At 44.3% G+C, this 22324-nt stretch carries 20 protein-coding genes and 2 tRNA genes; 15 read left to right on the top strand and 7 right to left on the bottom strand.

Features of this window, described 5'->3' with window-relative positions:
- Positions 1–3 precede the first annotated feature (3 nt).
- On the bottom strand, positions 4–891 hold the full coding sequence (locus tag DBR32_RS03115) for a lysophospholipid acyltransferase family protein (RefSeq protein WP_124634810.1): 888 nt from the start codon (positions 889–891) through the stop codon (positions 4–6).
- Between the two features lie 3 nt (positions 892–894).
- A complete protein-coding gene (locus tag DBR32_RS03110) occupies positions 895–2118 on the bottom strand; it encodes a beta-ketoacyl synthase (protein ID WP_124634809.1) in 1224 nt (407 codons plus the stop codon).
- Positions 2119–2314: 196 nt separating this feature from the next.
- On the opposite strand from DBR32_RS03110, the gene DBR32_RS03105 reads away from it, so the two are divergent.
- Positions 2315–2388, top strand: a tRNA-Asp gene (locus DBR32_RS03105).
- Positions 2389–2536: 148 nt separating this feature from the next.
- Here DBR32_RS03105 and DBR32_RS15615 read toward each other — a convergent pair.
- The 4 genes from DBR32_RS15615 to DBR32_RS03085 all read right to left on the bottom strand — a co-directional run bounded on the left by DBR32_RS15615 (position 2537) and on the right by DBR32_RS03085 (position 5762).
- Positions 2537–3190: a response regulator transcription factor gene (locus DBR32_RS15615; protein ID WP_124634808.1), complete on the bottom strand. Its 654-nt coding sequence runs from the start codon at positions 3188–3190 to the stop codon at positions 2537–2539.
- 375 nt (positions 3191–3565) lie between these two features.
- Complete coding sequence (locus tag DBR32_RS03095; protein WP_124634807.1) at positions 3566–4063, bottom strand: hypothetical protein; 498 nt, start codon at positions 4061–4063, stop codon at positions 3566–3568.
- A 67-nt stretch (positions 4064–4130) separates the two neighbouring features.
- On the bottom strand, positions 4131–4775 hold the full coding sequence (locus tag DBR32_RS03090; RefSeq protein ID WP_124634806.1) for an outer membrane beta-barrel protein: 645 nt from the start codon (positions 4773–4775) through the stop codon (positions 4131–4133).
- 42 nt (positions 4776–4817) lie between these two features.
- Entirely contained in the window at positions 4818–5762 is a 945-nt protein-coding gene (locus DBR32_RS03085; protein ID WP_124634805.1) for a hypothetical protein, read from the bottom strand.
- A 386-nt stretch (positions 5763–6148) separates the two neighbouring features.
- On the opposite strand from DBR32_RS03085, the gene DBR32_RS03080 reads away from it, so the two are divergent.
- Entirely contained in the window at positions 6149–6538 is a 390-nt protein-coding gene (locus tag DBR32_RS03080; RefSeq protein ID WP_124634804.1) for a DUF5856 family protein, read from the top strand.
- Positions 6539–6688: 150 nt separating this feature from the next.
- Here DBR32_RS03080 and DBR32_RS03075 read toward each other — a convergent pair whose 3' ends face one another.
- Positions 6689–7753 carry a hypothetical protein gene (locus DBR32_RS03075; protein WP_124634803.1) on the bottom strand — a complete coding sequence of 355 codons (1065 nt, stop codon included), beginning with the start codon at positions 7751–7753 and terminating at the stop codon, positions 6689–6691.
- Between the two features lie 164 nt (positions 7754–7917).
- On the opposite strand from DBR32_RS03075, the gene DBR32_RS03070 reads away from it, so the two are divergent.
- The 13 genes from DBR32_RS03070 to DBR32_RS03010 all read left to right on the top strand — a co-directional run bounded on the left by DBR32_RS03070 (position 7918) and on the right by DBR32_RS03010 (position 21977).
- Positions 7918–8508 (top strand): hypothetical protein, encoded by a 591-nt coding sequence (locus tag DBR32_RS03070; RefSeq protein WP_124634802.1) that lies wholly within the window; start codon positions 7918–7920, stop codon positions 8506–8508.
- A 461-nt stretch (positions 8509–8969) separates the two neighbouring features.
- Entirely contained in the window at positions 8970–9557 is a 588-nt protein-coding gene (locus DBR32_RS03065; RefSeq protein ID WP_124634801.1) for a TetR/AcrR family transcriptional regulator, read from the top strand.
- A gap of 21 nt (positions 9558–9578) precedes the next feature.
- Positions 9579–11960: a 3-hydroxyacyl-CoA dehydrogenase/enoyl-CoA hydratase family protein gene (locus DBR32_RS03060; RefSeq protein WP_124634800.1), complete on the top strand. Its 2382-nt coding sequence runs from the start codon at positions 9579–9581 to the stop codon at positions 11958–11960.
- A 55-nt stretch (positions 11961–12015) separates the two neighbouring features.
- Entirely contained in the window at positions 12016–13194 is a 1179-nt protein-coding gene (locus tag DBR32_RS03055; protein WP_124634799.1) for an acetyl-CoA C-acyltransferase, read from the top strand.
- Positions 13195–13227: 33 nt separating this feature from the next.
- On the top strand, positions 13228–15018 hold the full coding sequence (locus DBR32_RS03050; RefSeq protein ID WP_124634798.1) for an acyl-CoA dehydrogenase family protein: 1791 nt from the start codon (positions 13228–13230) through the stop codon (positions 15016–15018).
- Positions 15019–15153: 135 nt separating this feature from the next.
- Positions 15154–16389, top strand: a complete 1236-nt coding sequence (locus DBR32_RS03045) for an OmpP1/FadL family transporter (protein ID WP_124634797.1) — start codon at positions 15154–15156, stop codon at positions 16387–16389.
- Between the two features lie 23 nt (positions 16390–16412).
- A complete protein-coding gene (locus tag DBR32_RS03040) occupies positions 16413–17750 on the top strand; it encodes an SGNH/GDSL hydrolase family protein (protein WP_124634796.1) in 1338 nt (445 codons plus the stop codon).
- Positions 17751–17845: 95 nt separating this feature from the next.
- A complete protein-coding gene (locus DBR32_RS03035) occupies positions 17846–19654 on the top strand; it encodes a long-chain fatty acid--CoA ligase (protein WP_124634795.1) in 1809 nt (602 codons plus the stop codon).
- Positions 19655–19675: 21 nt separating this feature from the next.
- A complete protein-coding gene (locus DBR32_RS03030; protein WP_124634794.1) occupies positions 19676–20131 on the top strand; it encodes a thioesterase family protein in 456 nt (151 codons plus the stop codon).
- Positions 20128–20394, top strand: coding sequence for an acyl-CoA-binding protein (locus tag DBR32_RS03025; protein WP_124634793.1), 267 nt, complete (start codon positions 20128–20130; stop codon positions 20392–20394). Before DBR32_RS03030 ends, DBR32_RS03025 begins: the two co-directional genes overlap by 4 nt.
- Before the next feature lie 31 nt (positions 20395–20425).
- Positions 20426–20875: a DUF2147 domain-containing protein gene (locus DBR32_RS03020; protein WP_199724306.1), complete on the top strand. Its 450-nt coding sequence runs from the start codon at positions 20426–20428 to the stop codon at positions 20873–20875.
- A gap of 65 nt (positions 20876–20940) precedes the next feature.
- The gene (locus DBR32_RS03015) at positions 20941–21765 is read left to right on the top strand and encodes an NAD(P)-dependent oxidoreductase (RefSeq protein WP_124634792.1); all 825 of its coding nucleotides are present in this window, start codon (positions 20941–20943) and stop codon (positions 21763–21765) included.
- Positions 21766–21903: 138 nt separating this feature from the next.
- Positions 21904–21977, top strand: a tRNA-Asp gene (locus DBR32_RS03010).
- Positions 21978–22324 lie beyond the last annotated feature (347 nt).

Genomic DNA, 22324 nt, shown 5'->3' with positions numbered 1-22324 from the left:
TCATTATAATGATGTTGGTGGTTTTTGTCGTTTCCATCTGCGATGCGTCCAAAGCCATGTTTCCGGTTGCGCGATAATATCCTGTTCCAGTGCCCGGGTGTGTAATTCCGAAATCAAACCCTCTGTTTTGTATTGCTGCGGATCTTCAACAAGTATTCTGCCCTCTACCCGGTAATAGCCCCTTTTTACCCGCTTAATATCGGCATAGATCACCGGCATATTCATACTGATCGCGCTGCGTTCTGTTCCCCAAAAAACAGCCGTTTCCTGATTCAGAAACTGAGTCCAGTATACACTTTTACTAGCCGGAACCTGGTCGGCAAGAAAAGCGGTTGCAATAACGCTTCCTTCCCTCTTTAATCTCCTCATGGCACCAATAACATCCCTATCGGTCATTAATTTGGTCTTAAACCGGGTTCTGATCCGGATAATCAGGTTGTTGAAATATACGTTGTGTAAAGGCCTGAAAATGGCATAAAGCTGCTGCGGGCAGTTTAGTCCGAAGCTGTTGCCGCCCCATTCCCAATTACCATGATGCCCCATCACAATAATGACCGATTTTTTTTGATCGGCAAAGTATTGAAAGTCTTTCAGCAAAGCATCAGTGCATAAAAAACGTTTTTGAAGTGCTGCTGCCGAAATCGTCATGCTTTTTACCGTTTCCAGCATCATATCGCAGAAATATTGGTAAAACTGCCGCGCGATGACTTGTATTTCGGATTCCGTTTTTTCGGGGAATGCATGACGTAAGTTGCCCAGAATAACCTTTTTTCTATACCCGATCATATCAAACAAGATGAACTTTACGAACGTCGAGAAGCCATAAAGTACCCGGAAGGGCAAGAACGAAATCAGGTAAAGAATCGGGTAAGCCAGGCAATAAGCAATCATATCTTAAGGCATAAATTTGGTAATAATCAGCGACGAGTTGGTGCCACCAAATCCAAAAGAATTCGAGAGAAAAGTATCAAATCCTTTGTTCAGTGTTTCCGGAATGATATTGATCTTTGCCGTATGCTCGTCCGGGTTTTCAAAATTGATATTTGGTGCCATGAAATCATGTTGCATCATGAGCATGGAGTAAACGATTTCGCTTGCGCCGGCCATCCAGCATTCGTGCCCGGTCATTGATTTTGTTGAACTGACTGGTATTTTAGCGCCGAATACCTCATATATGGCTTCCGCTTCCACACCGTCTCCCGCAGGCGTAGAGGTTGCATGTGCATTGACATACGCAATTTTATCGGCGGCAAGCTGTGCGTCGGCAAGGGCTTTGTGTATAGAGCGTACCTGGCCGTTCACTGTCGGATTGGATATATGTTCTCCATTAGAAGAAAAGCCATAGCCCACAATCTCTCCTAAAATATGGGCGCCTCTGGCCTGCGCCGATTCCAGGCTTTCCAGGATCACAGTAGCTGCTCCACCACCGGGTACCAGGCCATCCCTGTCTCGATCAAAAGGTCTGGAAGCCTTGGTCGGCTCCGACTCTCGTGTAGAGAAGGTGCCTAAAGCATCAAAATTCGGCATGGAATAATCATTGGTTTCCTGTGCGCCGCCACAAATCACCCGGTCCTGTAAGCCGTTTTTAATAAAGAGGTATCCCATCCCTATAGAATGAGAACCACTGGCACAGGCTGCACTGAGCGAGAAATTAATACCCGTCAATTTGAAAATGGTTGAAAGGTTCATGGTTACAGTTGAGTTCAAAACCTGGAACACAGAGCCAGAACCCACCATCATGGTATCCTTCTTTTCCCGGACAATGTCGAAACCTTCGATAACGGGCTTGGCACAGCTGTCATTGCCATAAATGATTCCAGTCTCATTCCGGTGTATAAAATCATGATCCAATCCGGCTTGTTGCAAGGCTTCTATGGTTGCCATATAAGCATATTCCGCCTGTTCCGGCATCATGATCCTGGATCTTCGGTCCAGTAGTTTTTTTAAATCCGGTTTGGGTACAACACCCGATAGGGCAGAGCGATATCCCATGGCTTTGCGCTCGGGGATAAAGGCGATGCCTGACTTACCCTGAAATAAAGAATCCCTTACGGCGTCTTTACCGATACCCAAGCAAGAATATATTCCTAATCCTGTAATCACTACACGACGACTCATATTACTGTAAATTTTGACAAAGGTAATTAAAGGATTTGAGCTGACCATGTGGATAGAGCAGCAGCAGTTCAAGCCGATTTTAAGAAGAAAAATATTTTTATTTAAAAAAATATATGGAAAATCAAATTTTGGTATTATCTTTGCAATCCCAAAACGGTGGAATTATGCAAGTAATCCTAACGTTTAAAGGTTCTAAGGATTGGTAGTTCAGTTGGTTAGAATGCCGCCCTGTCACGGCGGAGGTCGCGGGTTCGAGTCCCGTCCAGTCCGCAAAGAGCTTCACTTATGGTGAAGCTCTTTTGTTATGTGTAACACTGCATTTTTATCTATTGATATTTGAAACAACTGATAATGATAGAATGGCCTGAACAATAATGTGCTCGTCATTTTCTAACCTTGTGTTGAATATTAGACTTTGCTATCCGATGCCCAGTTTTACGGCAAATTTCACCAAACCAACGGTGCTTTTGCAGCCGGTTTTACCCAGTAAATGCTGCCGATGGTTGTCCACGGTTTTTTTGCTGATAAATAGTTTTTGAGCGATCTCATCACTGGTATATTCCTTCACGATAAGGCCCAACACTTCTTTTTCCCGTTCCGTTAGTTCCTTGAGCTGTGCATCCTGGACTTTCTGATGATGGTATTGATTGTAGATAATCGGGACAATGTCTTCTGCAAAATAGGTGCCTCCGTCTGTAATACGGTGCAGCGCTTTCAAAAGCTCGTTCTTTCCGGCATTTTTCAGGATATACCCATCTGCTTCGGCGAGTATGGCCTCTTTTACGGCAACCGCATTATTGTACATGGATAAGATCAACACTTGGATAGAGGGAAACTGGTCTTTTAGCATCCGGCATAGTTGCGTTCCACTGAGGAGCGGCATACTGATATCGGTAAGCAGCAGCTGAAAAGCATCTGGGCGTTCTGCGATCATTTCATAAGCAGCTTGGCCGTTATTTGCTTCTGCAATAATGTTGTATTGTGGCGTATGGGCCAACATATTTTTGATGCCGTCAATCATCATCTGATGATCGTCGGCTACGATTATATTTATTTTTTCTGTGTTATCCATTTTTTGGTAATGTTATGCAGCCGCTTTTTCCTTTCATCAGTTTGCACTCCGGCAGAGTGATTCATTTTATGAAAGACAGCATTTGCCCTGCAAAAGTGCATGGTTCATCTTTTGTTCTGATATACCAAGTACGCAAGCATCGTCAGTAATAAAAGCAACAGATCTTATCTTTTCAGAAAGTTACACATAATATTTAATTATAGTCTTATCGATAAGAAATGTTCTTCAGAAATTATTCGCCGTACATTCAGTGTGAAATTGCTTCACTCGTTTTGGTTGCCTGCTATTTGGGAATATCTTGGAAAAGAGTATTGCGATAAGCAATAGCCCTTAAACGAGAGGGGATGGATTTCCCGTTTAAAAGCTCATTTTGCCTCATTCTTTAAGTAATTTCCGGTCATATTTATAAATGGTCACAGAGAGGGTCCCATTTGTTTCCGCCCAAAGTTCGATTTCTGCTTTTATCTTTTCTGTAATATCTACCAATATAATTCTCCGGGCAACGGTTATCCCGTTTTTATTTAATTCCAGCAGATTACGATGTTCTTTACTATCTATCAATATGTACTTGTTCCTGAGCTTGGATAATGTTGTGGCAATGCTGTCCATCACAGCCATATTGCCTGTTCCCTTGTAAAAACAACTTACCCGATAATCTCCAAAAGATTCTTTCAATAGTACTTTAAAACCGTTTAAGGGCAGGGTAGACTGGTAAGCTGTTGTGACCGACTTTTCTTCTTTCAGGCCTTTGATGGTTTCTATGTCCGCGCAAATGAGCGCATTGACTTCCTGGGCAAAATTGTCTGAAATCTGTGCCTGCGCGAATAAGCTAAAGCCCATTACTATGATCAAGAAGAGGTATGATTTTTTCATTGGTTTATTATTAAGGAAGCATTATATTCAATGATGGCTTTTGTGGCCGTCCACCTTGTACTAACCATTACTCCTGTACAAGTGGAATGTCTAGACTAAGACTAAGCGCACGTGTTTTAGCGCTACTATTGGCTCCTGTTGCGAGATTGGCCAGGCCAAACTCATATTGGATTCTGAAAAGGCTGATATTGAGATTGATGCCGATGCCATAATCTACTCTTTTCAGGTCGTTCCCGAAATCGATTTTTTCCTTTGCACCGCTGCCCACCCTGTATTTTTTCGTGCCCGATAAGGCATAGGCCATATACGGTCCGATACCTATTCCATACGACCCGGCAGTATAGGATAGCGGTAGATTCAACTGAAGGTATCCAAGTTTGATATCGGCGGCCGAAGCATTGATCAAACTAGATTTTGAGGTGCCTTTTTTGATAAACTGCAGGGCCGGGAATATTCCATAGCCACCGTCGTCACTGTTATACGCTTTGGCATTAAAAGGAACCAGTACCGCCATCCCGAAATGATAGCCAATGGTACCGCTCGCATTTTGGCGTGTACCAGCTACCTGGTGGCGAATGCCGGAAGGATTGATGCCACCAAAAATATCCAGGCGTTGGCCTGTTGCGGTAGACGCTAAAAAGCAGCAAAGTAATAACGCTGTCCAATGCTTTTTGGGAGCGTGTACATAATTGGTGTAAAAAGAAGTATTCATTGTTGAAAATTTAAGTGTTAACCTTATTGTTGTGAAATGTTGTTATTTTGGTGTACTCGTTTCATAAACCATAATCAAAAATTGGTTTGCGTCGGGTGAAAGGTCTTTTGCACTTTTTATAGTGGCTATTTCAAACACCGGATAGTTCAGCACAGTAACAGAGGTTATCTTCATCCCTTTAGCAGCATCTTCTGTTGTTTTTACCTCGTAAAAGGGATTATCGGCATATTGGCTTTTGATGTATGCCTCCGCGTCGGCTTGAAGTTTTTTGGATAAGGCCAGGGGTGTTTTCCAGGCCAGCCAACGGCTGGCTGAAGATTTTTCCACACCAATGGTCACCTCTCCTGCCTTTGGATAGAGTTTAGATCCGAAATAGGTTATTGCATCAACTGTTTTTATTTCCCTTCCGATGATATCCTTAAATCCATTAGTGGCATGTTTGACGATTGTATTCAGGTCTGTTGTGTAATCTTGGGTCAGGTAGCCCTCTCCTAAAGGCCCTGTGCCGTACATCGTAATGATACACTGGCTGTTGGAGGCATTGGCTTTATCTATACTGTTTAATACGGATAATACCGGAGCACCCTCAAACCCGTCATCTTCATAAAGTATGATTGCTTTATTGCCCTTTTCGTCGGTGTCGTCCTCCACGTAATAATTGATACTGTCCTGGGCGACAATGTTTTTCATCAGTAGTGTAGCATCAGCCGCTGCCTGTTTGGCCTTCGAAAGCGGGATTATCCAGGTGAAAAAACCTTCCAGAGATTTATTGGCCGCAATATGTGCCGTACCTATCGGCGGCTTCAGTTTGGCTTGATAGTAGGTGTCTGTGCCGTCCGCGCTGGTGCCGGTTTTTGCACCCGCAATAGAAAGAAAGTTTGTAGAAGCATGTATCGCCACATCGTTGAGAAAGGCTTCTGTGGTTTGTTGTGCCTGTGCTGTAACAGCGGAAAGTGCGAAGAGCAAGCTGTAGAGTATCCTTTTCATTTTTATTAATGGGTTTATTTGTTTAGAAATACGGGATAGGTTTTCAATGGTTTATTTTTTCGGTTTAAAGATCAAGGTGCCGGGCAAGGATTTGTTGTTTTTGGTTCCTGTTTATACTGCAAAATAAGTACCTAATCGAACGATCTGCAATAGGGAGAAATCATCTATCTTATAGGTATAAGTACCTATTTTCTCCTGTTATGGTAGTTTTGTTTCCGGTCACAAACCATCGGCCTAGGGGCATCATCAGTCTTGCTTCTTGACGATCATTGGAGGATATGCAACGTCGGGTAGTACCTAGTATTAAGTATTTGTATTTTAACAGAATAAGATCAAAATTCCCATTCCTTTTTCCTAAATTTATTCAAGAATAAAACCTTTTAATTATGGCTACTAAAGAACAAAACACAAACAAAAAAATCGCAACCTTTTTGGGTGAGATGATCTCTTTCCGTAATTCCCTGAAGTTGATTCACTGGTCTATCACGGGAAGAGGAAGTTATGAAGCCCACATTTCCTTAGATCAGGCTATTGAATCTCTGGCCGATATAACCGATCGCCTGGTAGAAACCACGTTCGCTCTAAATGGTGCGTTGGAGATTGTGATCCCCGAGACCGCCAGAGCCAAAGAGTATATTAAGCATATCGAAGGATATTATAAACATGTAGAAACCACAAGAGAAGCCCTGTTCCCGGAAACATTCTCCCAGTCTATCATAGACGATGCGCAAGAAGCGATTCAGCAATTGCTGTTCCGTTTAAAAAGATTGGAGTAAACGCAGCAAACAATTCCCTATTAAAAAAGCAGGAGCGCCATATGGCACTCCTGCTTTTTTAATAGGGATCTTAAGGTTGTATATCGGCAAAAGGTGGGTATGCTTAGACGGAAGAATATCTGTCTAAACTGCGAATCGTTGGATGTTGGCTCAGGGCCTGATGAAATATTTGTATACTGTGTTCTTTCGGTCAAAATAGATATCCGCTTTTCCCTTGCTGCCGGAGTATTGCCAATATTCAACATCCGTTTTGTAGTGTATTTCCTGTGGCATACCCAGGAGCTGCAATACTTGCGCTGTAGTGGTTACACCTGCTTTAAGGCTGCCCAGCGTGTTGGTGTCAAAAGAGGACGGGCTCCATATATCCTGATACTCGTAAGCAAATTCGAGCATATTTGTCTGCTCAGCTGCTTGTCTGCTCGAGCCCTTGTCCGCTACCGGCGATTTTTCTGTAGTATTTTTAATCGAAACCGATAAGGTACAGCTTGTATTAGGCTTTTGGGCTACTGCGATATAGCGGTATTGTATGCCTTCCTTACTTGCGAGTACCTGGCTGGGTGCTCCGAATACCTTCAAGAGCTCCCGCTCCGATTGTACTTTACTTATGGCTTTTACTTCAGGATAAGATAAACGATTGTCTGTAATACGCGTATTTAGATCATCCATGTATATCGTTTGTACACTATTGTTCGGAGCCAGTGTAAATTCAATGAGCTGATGATCGGTCGTATACACTAATCTGCTGTTATAGGGAGTCATTTTCACTTCGCCGGGAGCTCCATTTTCCGCAATGATATCCCGAAGACCTGAGCCATTATGCAACATTTTTTGTATCGTGTTTACATCCTGTTTAATCGCCTGCTCCTCATTATTACTATAGCGGAAAAAATGCAGTTTGTTATTATAGAATCGGAAGTTCCATTGGCTTTCCGCTATCTTATAATTTAATTCGGGTAGACCCTTATTTCGTATATCCAGTCCGGTATCCCCCATCATTTTTTTGACATCCTCATAAGATGCCTTATTGATCATTCCTTCTATTGTAGAGAAAGATGGCATTTGTGCCCATAAGTTGTAAGCAGGACTGCATACACTGAACAATAAAGATAAAAGGAATATGGCTTGTTTTAGAGGTTGGGGCTGAGGGAAGGATTTTAGGATTCTTATTAATTTTTTCAGGGCATTCATAATTACTGTTTTTTGGCTGTTCTTCATACGGCACCGCCTTAATTAAAAGCGAACTGGTATAGAAACGATAGTCAAATTTAAGTTATATATCAATATAGACATTCGAAGAGACAAGGTGATATTATAACGTATCATTTATTTTGGTTTCCCTATTTTTGAACACATCAAAACCAAAGAAAATATTATTGACTATGAGAAAGTTTTTCATACTGGGGGCCTTTACCATGCTGATGGGATGTCTGCAGACTACTACAGCACAGGCGCAGCAAGGCGACGACGCCAATATTATTAATGCAGATAAATTTTCGGAGCAGCAACTCGCGCAATTAGAAAAACATATTCCAACCGATGGTTGGGTATTATTAACCTATCAGGGACGTAGTATGATTGTCAATTGTTCCAATAAAGATTACCGGCTTAATATAGGTATAAACTGCAAGAGCGGTAAAACGGCTCCTTATTTTATGATAGAGTATAGCAACAGTTATCGGGATGGAGACTGGGGTGGCCTGGACTATGCCAAATCAAAAGAACCCACTTATGCCGAGCTTAAAGTAAGTCTGGACGGTAAATCATTTGGTAATCCCTTTGCCACTAAAGATAAAGCATTGGTGCAACAGTTTGCCGATGCATTGAAGACCGCCAAAAAACTGTCCATGTCATTTTATGATATGGAAATGAATCCGGATCTGGGAAAAGAAGCACCGAAGTTGAACAGGACCATTGAATTTAAAATGGCACATCCGGCACTTTTGGAAACGCGGGTAGAATGCAATAACTAAATATATTTAATGGGGATGGTATCAATCATTCCCATGATTATAATATCTACTAACACATAATCTTCCCTTCGAAGGTAGCGCCGCGATGCCGCTTAACTTTATTGCTGAATTTTTTTTTGGCTACCAGTACCTTCACCCAGTGCAAACCCAGCACAACAAATCCAATACAGTCCATAAGATCTCTTTCATTAATCTTTTCGGTTTATCCTCATTCCAGTCATTGTTCTCAAAACAATGCTACCCTGTAATGTATTTTCTTCTGGCTATGAAAGCCGTATAAACCGACGCTTTGAATTCTATTTTTATTTTGAGCCATTTTCTTCGAAATATACTCAATAGTCAAATACTTATCAGATTCTAAAGAGCAACTATAACCGCCTGCAAACAAGAGGTTTTTTAATGAATCTTTAAGGAAAATAAAAATGAATGAACATTCATTTTGTGAAAAATAAAGATTAGATTTGTTTGTAATTATGGCACAGGATAAGAAACAGGCGATTTTAAAAGGCGTATTAAAACTAGTCAACCGGGTAGGATTTTACCATATCAATATGAAGATGGTGGCTCAGGAAGCCGGGGTAGCTGCGGGTACCATTTACCTGTATTTTAAAGGAAAGGAAGAGCTCATCAATGAATTGTATAAAATGATCGTTACCGAGTTTAATGGGAATGTGCTGGAGGCTTACGATCATGACGGTCCGATCAGGGACAGCTACAATGCTATGATGACCCAGGCAGTAGTATTTTACCTGAACAATAAAGACTATTTCAGCTTTGTAGAACAGTATACTTATGCTCCTTTTCTTTTTAAAGAATACCAGGAGCAGAACTTTACGCTGCTGCTGCCCATATATAAAATGATGCGCGCGGGAAAAAAACAAAAGCTGATCAAAAACCTGCCCGATGCGGTATTGCTCTCGATGGTGCATGGCCCGATGAATACGATGCTGAAAATGCATTTTGCACATAAGGTAGACCTAACGAAGACTTCGATGCAAAAAAAGTTTTATGATGCCTGCTGGGAAGCCATCGCTATAGATAAAAAGTAAACAAATAAAAATACGATAATAATGAGGAACAGGACCATTGAAAAAGTAGCCGTACTCGGCTCCGGTGTAATGGGTAGCCGTATCGCCTGCCATTTCGCCAATATAGGACTGGAAGTGTTGTTGCTGGATATTGTCCCTAAGGATGCACCTCAGGGAGATCCTAAGGTGCGGAATAAGATTGTGAATGATGCACTGGCTTTTGCGCTCAAATCCAATCCATCTCCGATTTATAGCAAACGATTTGCCCAAAGGATCAGGACCGGTAATTTTGAAGATGATATGCACCGCATCGCGGACTGTGACTGGGTGATTGAAGTAGTCGTAGAGCGGCTGGATATTAAACAACAGGTATTCGAAAAAGTAGAGGCACACCGTAAACCCGGTAGCCTTATCACCTCCAATACATCGGGCATCCCGATACACCTGATGACCGAAGGCCGCAGTGAGGACTTTAAACAACATTTCTGTGGGACGCACTTTTTTAATCCGCCGCGTTACCTTAAGCTCTTAGAAATTATTCCGACAAAAGATACCTTAGCTGAAGTCACCGGTTTTCTGATGCAATATGGGGAGCAATACCTAGGCAAAACGACCGTATTGGCCAAAGATACCCCGGCCTTTATTGGCAACCGTATAGGGGTTTTCAGTATGATGAGCCTCTTGCAATATGTGCAGCAATCCGGCATGAGTATCGAAGCCGTCGATAAGCTAACCGGACCCGTAGTAGGCCGGCCCAAATCGGCTACGTTCCGTACAGCAGATGTTGTCGGTATTGACACCCTAGCTTTAGTGGCCGATAGTTTAGTGCAAAATGTACCGGGCGATGAAGGGAAAGATTCCTTAAAAGTGCCCGACTTTGTCCGGAAAATGATTGAAAATAAATGGCTGGGCAGCAAAACCGAACAGGGCTTCTTTAAAAAAGTAAAAGGCGAAGGGGGGAAAAGTGAGATCCATGCATTAGATCTGAAAACGCTGGAATACAAGCCTGCACAAAAAGTGAAGTTTGCCGCGCTCGAAGCTTCCAAACCTATAGACGATTTAAAACAGCGCCTCAAACTGCTGGTTAATTTTAAAGATGAGGCCGGTGCATTTTACCGGGCTACCTTATACCCGCTGTTTGTCTATTCGGCCAACCGTATTCCCGAAATATCAGACGAATTATATAAAATTGATGATGCGATTAAAGCCGGCTATGGCTGGGAACTAGGTCCTTTTGAAACCTGGGACGCCTTGGGTGTAGCAGAAACGGTCCATGCGCTGAAAGAAGCAGGACACGGTGTTCCGGGCTGGGTTATTGATATGCTGGCCGGTGGAAACAACAGCTTCTATAAAATAGAAGACGGCAAGCGACTCTATTATGATATTCCTTCCAAAACCTACAAAATTATTCCGGGTACAGAAGCATTTATTCTTCTGGATCATATCCGCGAAAGCAAAACCATTTGGAAAAACAGCGGAAGCACAATTACCGATCTGGGTGATGGTATCCTCAACCTCGAATTTCATACCAAGATGAACAGTATTGGCGGAGAAGTGCTGGAAGGCATCAACAAAGCTATAGACCTGGCAGAACAAGAATATAAAGGATTGGTTGTCTCCAATAACGGCGCCAATTTCAGTGCCGGCGCTAATGTGGGCATGATCTTTATGATGGCAGTAGAACAGGAATTCGATGAATTGGATTTTGCCATTCGCCAGTTTCAGAGCACCATGATGCGGATACGGTATTCTGCTATTCCGGTAGTGGCAGCACCGCATAATATGGCCCTGGGTGGTGGTTGCGAACTCTGTTTGCATGCCGATAAAGTGGTGGCACATGCCGAGACCTATATGGGACTGGTGGAATTTGGTGTAGGCCTTATTCCCGGTGGTGGCGGTACCAAAGAATTTGCGGTACGCATTTCCGATGAACTCAAAGAAGGTGATGTCGCCCTGAATACCTACAGAGACCGTTTTCTGACCATTGGTCAGGCGAAAGTATCTACGTCGGCAGAAGAAGCCTTTGAGCTGGGTTATCTGCGCAGAGGTACCGATAAGGTAGTGGTTTCTTATAACCGACTGTTGGCAGAAGCCAAAGAAGCATGTCTGGAAATGGTTCATGCAGGTTATGTAAAACCACAGCAACGCAAAGATATTACCGTGCTTGGGAAAACCGCGCTGGGATTGGCTTATTTAGGAGCTAATGCTATGTACAGCGGCAATTATATCAGTGAACATGATGTCAAGATTTCGCAAAAGCTGGGTTATGTACTGGCGGGCGGTGACTTGTCGCAAGCGACCCAGGTAAGCGAGCAATACCTGCTCAACCTGGAACGCCAGGCCTTCCTGAGTCTGGCAGCAGAACGGAAAACGCTCGAGCGCATCCAATCTATCCTCAATGGAGGAAAGGTGCTTAGGAATTAGCCGTAAAAGGTGAGCGATTAGATAATGTGTCTGAACAAATTAAAAAATAAAAAAAATGAATGCATATATCGTAGGAGGATTCAGGACAGCAGTTGGTAAAGCGCCCCGTGGAGGCTTTCGTTTTACCCGTCCCGATGTACTGGCCTCAAAAGTAATACAACACCTGATGGCCTCTCTGCCACAGGTTGCCCATGAGCAGGTAGACGATCTTATTGTTGGGAATGCCATGCCCGAAGCCGAGCAAGGTCTGAACTTTGCCCGCTTTGTCTCCCTCATGAGTTTTAATACCGATAAAGTATCGGCCATGACGGTAAATCGTTATTGTGCCTCTGGTCTGGAAACCATTGCTATTGCAGCAGCTAAGATTCATGCCGGACAGGCCGATTGCATCATTGCAGGTGGTGCTGAAAGTATGAGCATGATCCCTATGGGCGGCTGGCGCGTGGTGCCGGATGCCGACCTGGCATTAGCACATCCCGATTATTATTGGGGAATGGGGCTTACTGCTGAAGCAGTTGCCAAAGAATATAAAGTTAGCCGCGAAGACCAGGATAATTTTGCATACCAATCACATCAAAAAGCAATACAGGCATTGGCCAACAATAAATTTGCCGATGAGATCGTACCGGTTACGGTATCCGAAAATTATTTTGATGCTGCCAGCGGCACCAAGAAAACCCGTGAGTTTATCGTATCAGCAGACGAAGGTCCCCGTGCCGACACCTCTCTGGAAGCATTGGCGAAGCTGAAGCCTGTTTTTGCAGCAGGAGGTTCGGTTACAGCCGGTAATTCTTCTCAAACCAGCGATGGCGCAGCCTTTGTAATGGTAGTGAGTGAGCGTTTTCTGAAGGAGCATAACCTTACACCGATTGCCCGTATGGTAAGCTTTGCCACTGCAGGCGTACCTCCGCGCATTATGGGCATTGGCCCCGTCATGGCCATTCCCAAAGCGCTGAAGCTGGCCGGTCTTACACAAAACGATATACAGCTGATCGAATTAAATGAAGCCTTTGCCTCGCAGTCCTTAGCTGTTGTACGCGAACTGGGGCTTAACCCCGACATAATTAATGTCAATGGTGGTGCGATTGCTTTAGGACATCCCTTAGGCTGTAGCGGCGCTAAATTGTCCGTCCAGATCTTGAACGAACTGAAAAGAAGAAATCAGAAATACGGACTGGTGAGTATGTGTGTGGGTACCGGGCAAGGGGCTGCCGGTATATTTGAAATGTTGTAACCAAAATTGTAAACATTTAAACTAATTATAGCCATGAGCAACGAAGCGAAAACAGCCTTAAAAGGAGGCGAGTTTCTCATTAGAGATACCAAAGCAGAAGATATCTTTATCCCGGAAGATTGGAATGAAGAGCAACGAATGATTGCGGATATGTGCCGCGAATTTCTGGCGCAGAATGTATTTACACAATTAGATAAAATCGATCAACAAGAAGAGGGACTAATGCCGTCTTTGCTGGATAAAGCCGGGGAACTCGGCCTGCTGGGCATGAGTGTACCCGAAGCGTATAGCGGAGTAGGAAAAGACTTTGTAACCTCGATGCTGACTACCGAGGTGTTGGGTGCCGGGCATTCCTTCGCGGTAGCGCTTTCAGCACATACGGGTATCGGTACCTTACCCATCCTGTATTACGGAAACGAAGCGCAGAAGCAGAAATATGTAAGTAAACTGGCTACCGGCGAGTGGAAAGGTTGTTACTGCCTTACAGAACCCAGTGCGGGATCGGATGCAAATTCCGGAAAAACAAAAGCAACCTTATCTGCAGATGGGCAATTTTACATCCTGAACGGACAGAAGATGTGGATCACCAATGGTGGTTTTGCAGATGTGATGATCGTTTTTGCTAAAATAGATGATGATAAAAACCTAAGCGCTTTTATCGTGGAAAAAAACTTTGAAGGCATTTCTCTGAATGCAGAAGAGCATAAAATGGGGATTAAAGGCAGCAGTACCCGCCAGATCTTTTTCAATGATTGCAAAGTCCCTGTAGAAAACCTTTTGTCTACCCGTGAAAACGGATTCAAGATTGCCGTGAATATCCTGAACCTGGGCCGTATTAAACTGGGTGGTGCTGCCATTGGCGCCTCAAAAGAAGTGATCAGTAAATCGGTACATTATGCCAATGAGCGCGAACAATTTGGACGCCCGATATCCAAATACGGAGCCATTAAATATAAACTGGCAGAGCAGGTAATCCGTACCTACGCCAGTGAAGCTGCCACCTATCGTGCCAGTCAGAATATAGAGGATGCAACCAAGTCCTATATCGAAGAGGGAATGGATGAAGCACAGGCCAAGCTGAAGGGAACAGAACAGTTTGCCATTGAAGCGGCCATGATTAAAGTACATGCTTCTGAAACCCTGGACTATGTAAGTGATGAAGGCGTACAGATCTACGGTGGAATGGGCTATAGTGCTGAAGCACCTATGGATCGTGCATATCGTGATGCACGCATTAACCGCATCTTTGAAGGAACCAATGAGATCAACCGCATGCTTTCAGTAGATATGATGCTGAAAAGAGCCATGAAAGGGGAACTGGATCTTATGGGGCCTGCCCAAAAAGTTGTGGGGGAACTCATGAGTATTCCTGATTTCAGCGCCGTCGAAGAAAATGGTTTTGCGAAAGAACATAAATACATTGCCGGATTTAAAAAGGCCGTGCTGATGACCGCAGGTGCTGCCGTACAGAAGCTCATGCAAAGCCTGTCTAAAGAGCAGGAAGTGATTATGTATCTCGCCGATATGCTGATCGAGACCTATGTAGCAGAATCTGTATTACTCCGTGTTGAAAAGATTACCAATACACATCAGGATCCTTTACTGGCCTTGAAAACTGATATCGCAAAGGTATATCTGTATGATGCAGCAGAAAGGATCAATAGTGCCGGACGTAATGCCTTAAATGCTTTTGCAGAAGGGGATGAACGCCGCATGATGATGATGGGCTTAAAACGTTTTACCAAAGTAGAAGACCTGAACACAGTAGCGGCCAGAAGGCGTATTGCCGATCAATTAATTGAGGCGAACCAATATTGTTTCTAAATCCAAATGAGCAAACAGCTGCACGTATTAATCAGGAAGCCGTAGGGGGCAATCCCGCAATATTCAAATAAGGTTGATGCGTGCAGTTATCCTAAAAACAAATCAAAAATCGTTCACAATCTAACGTTAATTAGTATGAAGAAAAGATTTATTTTTTCAGTTGCAGCATGTACGCTGTCTGCTGCCAGTCTGTATGCGGGAAGCTTTCAGCTCAACTTGCAGGGCCTGAGACAAACTGCCATGGGAGGCAGTGGGGTGGCTATGCCCTGGGATATTTCAACCCTTTTCTATAATCCGGCAGGACTGGCACGGCTACAGGGCGTACAAGCTTATGCCGGGGTATTTGCGGTATCGCCTACCGTAAGGTATGTGCCGGATAATTCGGGAGAGACCTATGCAGAAACCAAACAACACCTGTCCACTCCTTTTGCAGTATATGTCGGCGCTCCTTTATCAAAAGACAGTAAATGGGCACTGGGGCTGGGAATCTATACACCATTCGGAAGCAGTGCTAATTGGGGGAAAGACTGGACCGGTCGTTTTATTACACAGTCTATCGCTTTACAGAGCATCTATTTTCAACCTACGGTGAGCTATCGTATTAATGATAGGATCGCTCTTGGTGCAGGCTTTGTATATGGTACCGGTTCGGTGAAAATATCAAAAGCCTTGCCCGTGCAGGATATAAATGGCAATGAAGGCCAGGCAAAACTAGATGGTAAAGCCAATGGTATCGGCTTTAATGCAGGCGTGCAGATTAAGGCTTCCGATAAGTTGCAGTTTGGTGTATCCTATCGTTCCGGAGTAAGGATGAAAGTGAATGATGGAAAGGCCACCTTTACGGTGCCGACAGCCCTTACGTCCAACTTCCCGAATACGATCTTTGATGCTACCTTGCCTTTGCCGGGCATTCTTACCGCAGGGCTAGCGTTTAAAGTATCGCCCAGGCTGACATTACAGGGTGACCTCGTCTTCGCCGGCTGGCATAGTTATGATTCGCTGAAATTTGATTTTGCTCAAAATACCGGTTCCTTGGCCGATTCCAGAGAGCCGAGGTTATATAAAAATACCCTTGCGGTAAGAATAGGCGGGCATTATGAAATCTCTAATGCATTTGCCGTAATGGTTGGCGGGGCTTATGATCCGACACCGAGCAATAGCCGTTATGTATCTCCCGATGCGGTAGATGCAGACCGTATCTCGCTATCGGCAGGCCTGAGCTACGCAGTGATGGATAAGCTGAGTATTATGGCAGCAGTGAATTATACCACAACTGCGGGCCGTAAAGTAAGGTATGAACCGGCCAATTTCTCGGGCGAATACCAGATCAAAAGCTTAGTACCGGCTATTGGCATCTCTTATAAATTTTAAAGGAACCCTGTAAAAAAGAACATATGAAAGCGTCATATATACCTGTTATCGCGGCAGCCATGCTGATGACTGCCTGCAAGCCCACCATTAAAGGCATCGTGCCTGCTAATGGCGAGGCCAATTTTGCCTCCTATGTATCACTCGGAAACTCACTGACGGCGGGTTATGCAGACGGATCTTTATACCGTAGTGGCCAGGAAAGTTCCTATCCTGCCATGTTGGCCAAACAATTTTTGACTGTAGGCGGTGGCGAATTTCGACAACCTTTACTGCCCGGAAACGCAGGGTGGCCGGCGCGTAAAAGAGTGCTGGGCTATACAACCGGTTGTGATGGGGTAACCGGTATGGGCGTAACGCTTTTCTCCGGTGCTGCAGACACTACCGGTAGCAGTACCAATATTTCTGGACAAGGTCCGTTTAATAATTTAGGAGTGCCGGGTATCCGTTGTATTGATTATACCCTATCCGGTTATGCTGTCATCGCTCAGGCCCTTGCAGGGGTAGGCTATGCGGCCAGGATGTATCCGCGTCCGTCGACAGACAGGCCTATCGATATTGCGGCCGCCAGTAATCCTACCTTTTTTAGTATCTGGCTGGGAGGTAACGATGTATTAGGTTATGCAAGCAATGGAGGAGAAGGGAATGGACTCGGTACCGGTACACTGCCCAATGATATTTCGCCTACATCGGCTTTTGACGCCACCTACAATGCTGTGGTAGATGTGATGACGGCAAAAGGTGCAAAAGGTATCCTGATTAATATTCCCGATGTGACCACCATTCCTTTCTTTACCACCATTCCGCCCAGAGGACTGGTATTAGCCCGTAAGGGTCAGGCCGATTCCCTGACTGCAGCTTATAGCCCTTTGGGTATTAAATTTACGGTGGGTGCTAATCCATTTATTATCCAGGATCCTGCCGCACCGGGAGGCCTGCGCCAGATCAAAGACAATGAATACCTATTATTGACCCTGCCTCAGGATTCGCTAAAGTGTGGCGGCTGGGGTAGTATAAAACCAATTCCTAAAAAGTACGTATTAGATCAGATCGAAGTCGGCAATGTACGTACCGCAACCAATGCGTTTAATAGTATTATCAGAGATGCGGCTACACGGAAAGGGCTGGGTTATGTAGATGCACAAAGCTTCCTGACGACATTGCAAAGCGGCATTACCTTTAATGGCGTGCGCTTTACACCCACATTCGTTTCCGGCGGTGCATTCTCTTTAGATGGCATACACCTTAGCCCCAGGGGATACGCCCTGATGGCCAATGAAATAATCCGGGTGATTAACAGTACTTATAAGTCCTCCGTACCACAGATAGATGCCAATGCCTACAGGGGTGTATTATTCCCTTAATTGCATCGTGTAAGAAAGACTTTGGATAAAACCCTTAAAGAGTACGCCTCCGGATCGGTAGATTTTGTGGATTGATAACAGAAAAATATGCGATTATGAATATACCAAGCAGACTATTCGATTGTATGCCCTTGCAGGCAGCAGCGCCTATACCGGATCTGCTGGCCGGTAAAATGGCCGGAAAATATGTGCCATTGAGCACAGAAGCGGTACATACAGAAATAAAGAAACTTGCTGCGGGTCTGATTGCTAAAGGCATATCGGCTCATGATATGAGCACAGAGGGCAGAGATAAAATTGCAATATTGAGTAACAGCCGCCCCGAATGGCTTATTACAGACCTTGCGGTACAGCTGACCGGCGCGATACTCGTGCCCCTGTACCCGAACATAACGCTCTCAGAGATGACCGGTATTTTTAATGAGTCGGGAGTGAAAGGATGTTTTGTACACTCCCCCGCTTTATACCGGCAGATCATGGCGCATAAAGAACTGATGCCGGAACTGGAATGGGTCTATACCTTTGAACAAGAGGAAGGGGTTCCGTATTGGGAGTCCTGTAAAATACAGCAACCGCTTCCGGAGCAGCTGCAAGTGATGGATACCATAAAAGAGCGTACGGTAGAAAGTGATATTGCAACCATTATTTATACTTCCGGTACTACCGGCACGCCCAAGGGTGTGATGCTGAGCCATAAGAATGTGGTCAGTAATGTAAACAATGTACACCCGATCATAGATGGTATCGGTTTGAAAGAGCGAAAAGCCTTAAGCTTCCTGCCTTTAAACCACATTCTCGAAAAAATGATCTCTTATGTGTACCTGTTTAATGGCTTCTCGATCTATTATGCAGAGAGTATGGATACGATCGGTGATAACCTGAAAGAAGTGCAGCCCAGTATTTTCGTTACCGTTCCGCGCCTGCTGGAAAAAGTCTATGAGAAAATCATGGCTACCGGACATCAGCTGACCGGCATTAAGAAAAAATTATTCTTCTGGGCGGTAGAACTGGGCCGTCAATATGAACCGGGACAGTCTCGCAGCTGGTGGTATCGTTTCAAATTGGCCATTGCCAATAAGCTCATTTTCAGTAAATGGCGCGCGGCGCTTGGCGGTCAGGTGAAAGCCATTGTCGTAGGCGGGGCTCCTTGTCAGCCACGTTTGGTAAAAATATTTTCTGCTGCGAAAGTGGTCATTATGGAAGGATATGGACTGACAGAAAGCTCTCCGGTTATTGCCGTAAATCATTATGATGAAGCCAATCGGCGTGCCGGTACAGTAGGTCCTGTTATTGATCAGGTTCAGGTGCGTATTGCCGACGACGGAGAGATTTTATGTAAGGGAGATAATATCATGGTAGGATATTATAAAAAGCCCGAGGCCACGGCTGCAGCTTTTGTCGATGGTTGGTTTGAAACCGGCGATATCGGAGAGCTGATAGAGGGGCGTTTCCTGAAAATTACCGATCGTAAAAAAGAATTATTTAAAACCAGCGGCGGGAAATACGTGGCTCCTCAGCCAATTGAAAGTAAGTTGAAGGAAAGCCGCTTCATTGAGCAGGTGATGCTGATTGGAGAGAGCCGTAAATTCGTGAGTGCACTTATTGTGCCTTCATTTTCCAACCTTGAACTTTGGATGAAAGAACAACATATTCCTTTTGAGTCGCAGGAACAGGCCGTAAAACATCCGCAGGTAATCAAGTCTTTTTATGAACTGGTAAATGGCTATAATGCCAATTTTAGCCACATCGAGCAGATTAAAAAATTTGTGCTCCTGCCACAGGAATGGGGTATAGAGACGGGAGAACTAACCCCAAAATTGAGTCTGAAGCGTAAAGTGATCTTACAGAAATATGCGGTACAAATCGATCAGATGTATGAAGGAGCAGAAACAGACCGCCCTTAATACCTAAAAAAAATAAGAAGTATGGACAATATTGTATTGACAGCAAAAGTAATGTGGAGTCAGCTGGATGCCAACATGCACTTGCGGCATTCGGCTTATGCCGACTTCGCGGCACAGGCGCGTTTAGAACTGATGGATAAAATGCAGTTTGGATTTAATGAACTGGCCCGCTTACGCATAGGCCCGGTATTATTCAGAGAAGAATTGCAATACCTCAAAGAAATAAGACCTAATGAAACCTTGCAGATCAGTTGTCTGCTTAAATCCTGCAGGGCCGACGGAAGCCGCTGGTCTTTTCTGCAAAAAGTATACCGGACAGATGGTGCCGTGGCCGCCATTATTCATGCCGATGGTGCCTGGATCGATCTGGATAAACGGAAATTGACGGGCTTGCCGGAAGCAGCGATGTTACGCTTTATGGAAATGCCCAAAACAGAAGATTTTGTCTTAGAACCCAATAAAATACAGCAATCATGAAGCCGATAACATCTAGAGCCTTTAATGAGGCGGTTATCAATAGCCGTACATTGGCAGAAAAGCCCGATAACGATACGCTTTTACAATTATATGCCTTGTTTAAACAGGCCACAGAAGGCGATGCACCGGAAGAAGGGGATTATGGAATGTTTGATTTTAAAGAAAAATTTAAACATGAAACCTGGAAACAGAAGAAAGGCATGGATAGCGAAACAGCACAGCAAGAGTATATCGCTTTGGTAAACCGGCTTGCCGGTAAGTAACACAATATGGTTTAACTTAAAAGAAAGTATAATGAAAAAACAAACCTTTTTTAAAGTAATGGCGATGCTACTGCTCGTCGCCGGATTAGGAATGCAAGCCATGGCGCAGGCTAAAGACCCGATTGAAGGGCTGTGGTATAATGCAGAAAAAACGGCTAAGATCAATATCTTTAAAGCTACAGATGGGAAATTCTGGGGCGAGATCGTATGGTTGAAAGAACCCAATGTGAATGGCAAGCCCCGTACAGATGTCAATAATACGACTGCGGCCAAACGCACACGCCCCATCATGAAATTGCAGATCCTGCGTCATTTTGAAAAAGACGGAGCAAAAACCTATGATAACGGCGAGATTTATGATCCTAAGAATGGAAAGACCTATGATTGTAAGATCACGCATAAAGGGACCAGTCTGAGTGTTCGCGGATATGTCGGCATCTCTATGATCGGGCGTACCACAACCTGGCAAAGGGCAGAATAAGATTCATTACCCTAATTTAGAAGTGGTGTGGCAGCACACCGCGCTTATGTTTTAAAAACAAGTATATGTCATTTTTTCAAGGTAAAACATACTTTATCTCCGGAGCGAGCAGGGGTATTGGTAAAGCAATCGCCTTAAAGCTTGCTTCGGCAGGCGCCAATATAATCATTGCAGCAAAATCCGTAGAAGCCCATCCAAAACTGGAAGGGACCATTTATACGGCAGCTGCTGAAATAGAGCAGGCCGGCGGAAAAGCCCTTCCCGTATTTTGCGATATCCGGGAGGAAGCGACCATCATAGAGGCTATTGCCGCAGGAGTAGCCCGGTTTGGCCGCATTGATGGCGTCATCAATAATGCTTCTGCAATCTCGCTGACCAATACAGAACAAACGCCTGCAAAGAAATTTGACCTGATGCATCAGATCAATGTAAGGGGTACTTATCTGGTGACCCAACATTGTCTGCCTTATCTTAAACAAAGTGATGCGGCACATATCCTGACGCTTTCTCCTCCTTTGGATATGAACCCCAAATGGTTTAAACATTCAGTTGCCTATACCATTTCTAAATTCAATATGACCATGTTGGCCATGGGCTGGGCTGCTGAGTTTAAAGAGCAGGGAATCGCGGCAAATTCACTATGGCCGATGACCACCATTGCGACCGCTGCAGTCAATAATCTTCTGGGCGGTGTCGAGATGATACAACGAAGCCGTAGCCCCGAGATAATGGCCGATGCCGTTTTTTATATTTTGCAACAGAATCCCGCTATGTATACCGGGCAACAATTGTTGGATGAAGGGGTACTCAAACAAGCAGGCATTACCGATTTTGATCGCTATGCCATAAGTCCTGGTATTGCGCTGCAAAAGGACTTATTTCTCGATTAAAGCTAAGGGTTGCTTTCTGGATGGTCTAGGAAGAAAAAAACTTAAGAAAAAAACTTGTTGGAATCAAAAAAGGATTATACCTTTGCAATCCCAAAACGGTGGAATTGTGAAAGCAATAACAGCGTTTAAAGGTTCTAAGGATTGGTAGTTCAGTTGGTTAGAATGCCGCCCTGTCACGGCGGAGGTCGCGGGTTCGAGTCCCGTCCAGTCCGCGAAAAGCATCACTCAAAAAGTGGTGCTTTTTTGCTTTATAGACATAGCCCAGAAATGCGGGTTCACAGGCGACTGCTGTAGTTGTTTTCTTCATCCACCACTTTTGATTTGACCCCTTTTCGGATTGCCGCTAAAAATAAATTCCGATAAGCTGCCGATTCTTTTTTTACTTCTAAATACCTATTCTTTCCGTAATAAACTGGATATAAGGTAAATACAAATTGGAGCAAAGTGCAGTGCAACGCATTCGACAATCTAGCAAGTCATGTGAAGAGCACCTTTAACATGTTTCCGACAATAGTACCGGAACAAAATACTTAACTTAGAGCGGCTTATAAAAAACGAA

The sequence above is a fragment of the Taibaiella sp. KBW10 genome, assembly GCF_003852495.1.
GTDB lineage: Bacteria > Bacteroidota > Bacteroidia > Chitinophagales > Chitinophagaceae > Edaphocola.
Note: the sequence above shows the minus strand (reverse complement) of the source record. Positions and strands in the feature narration are given on the sequence as shown.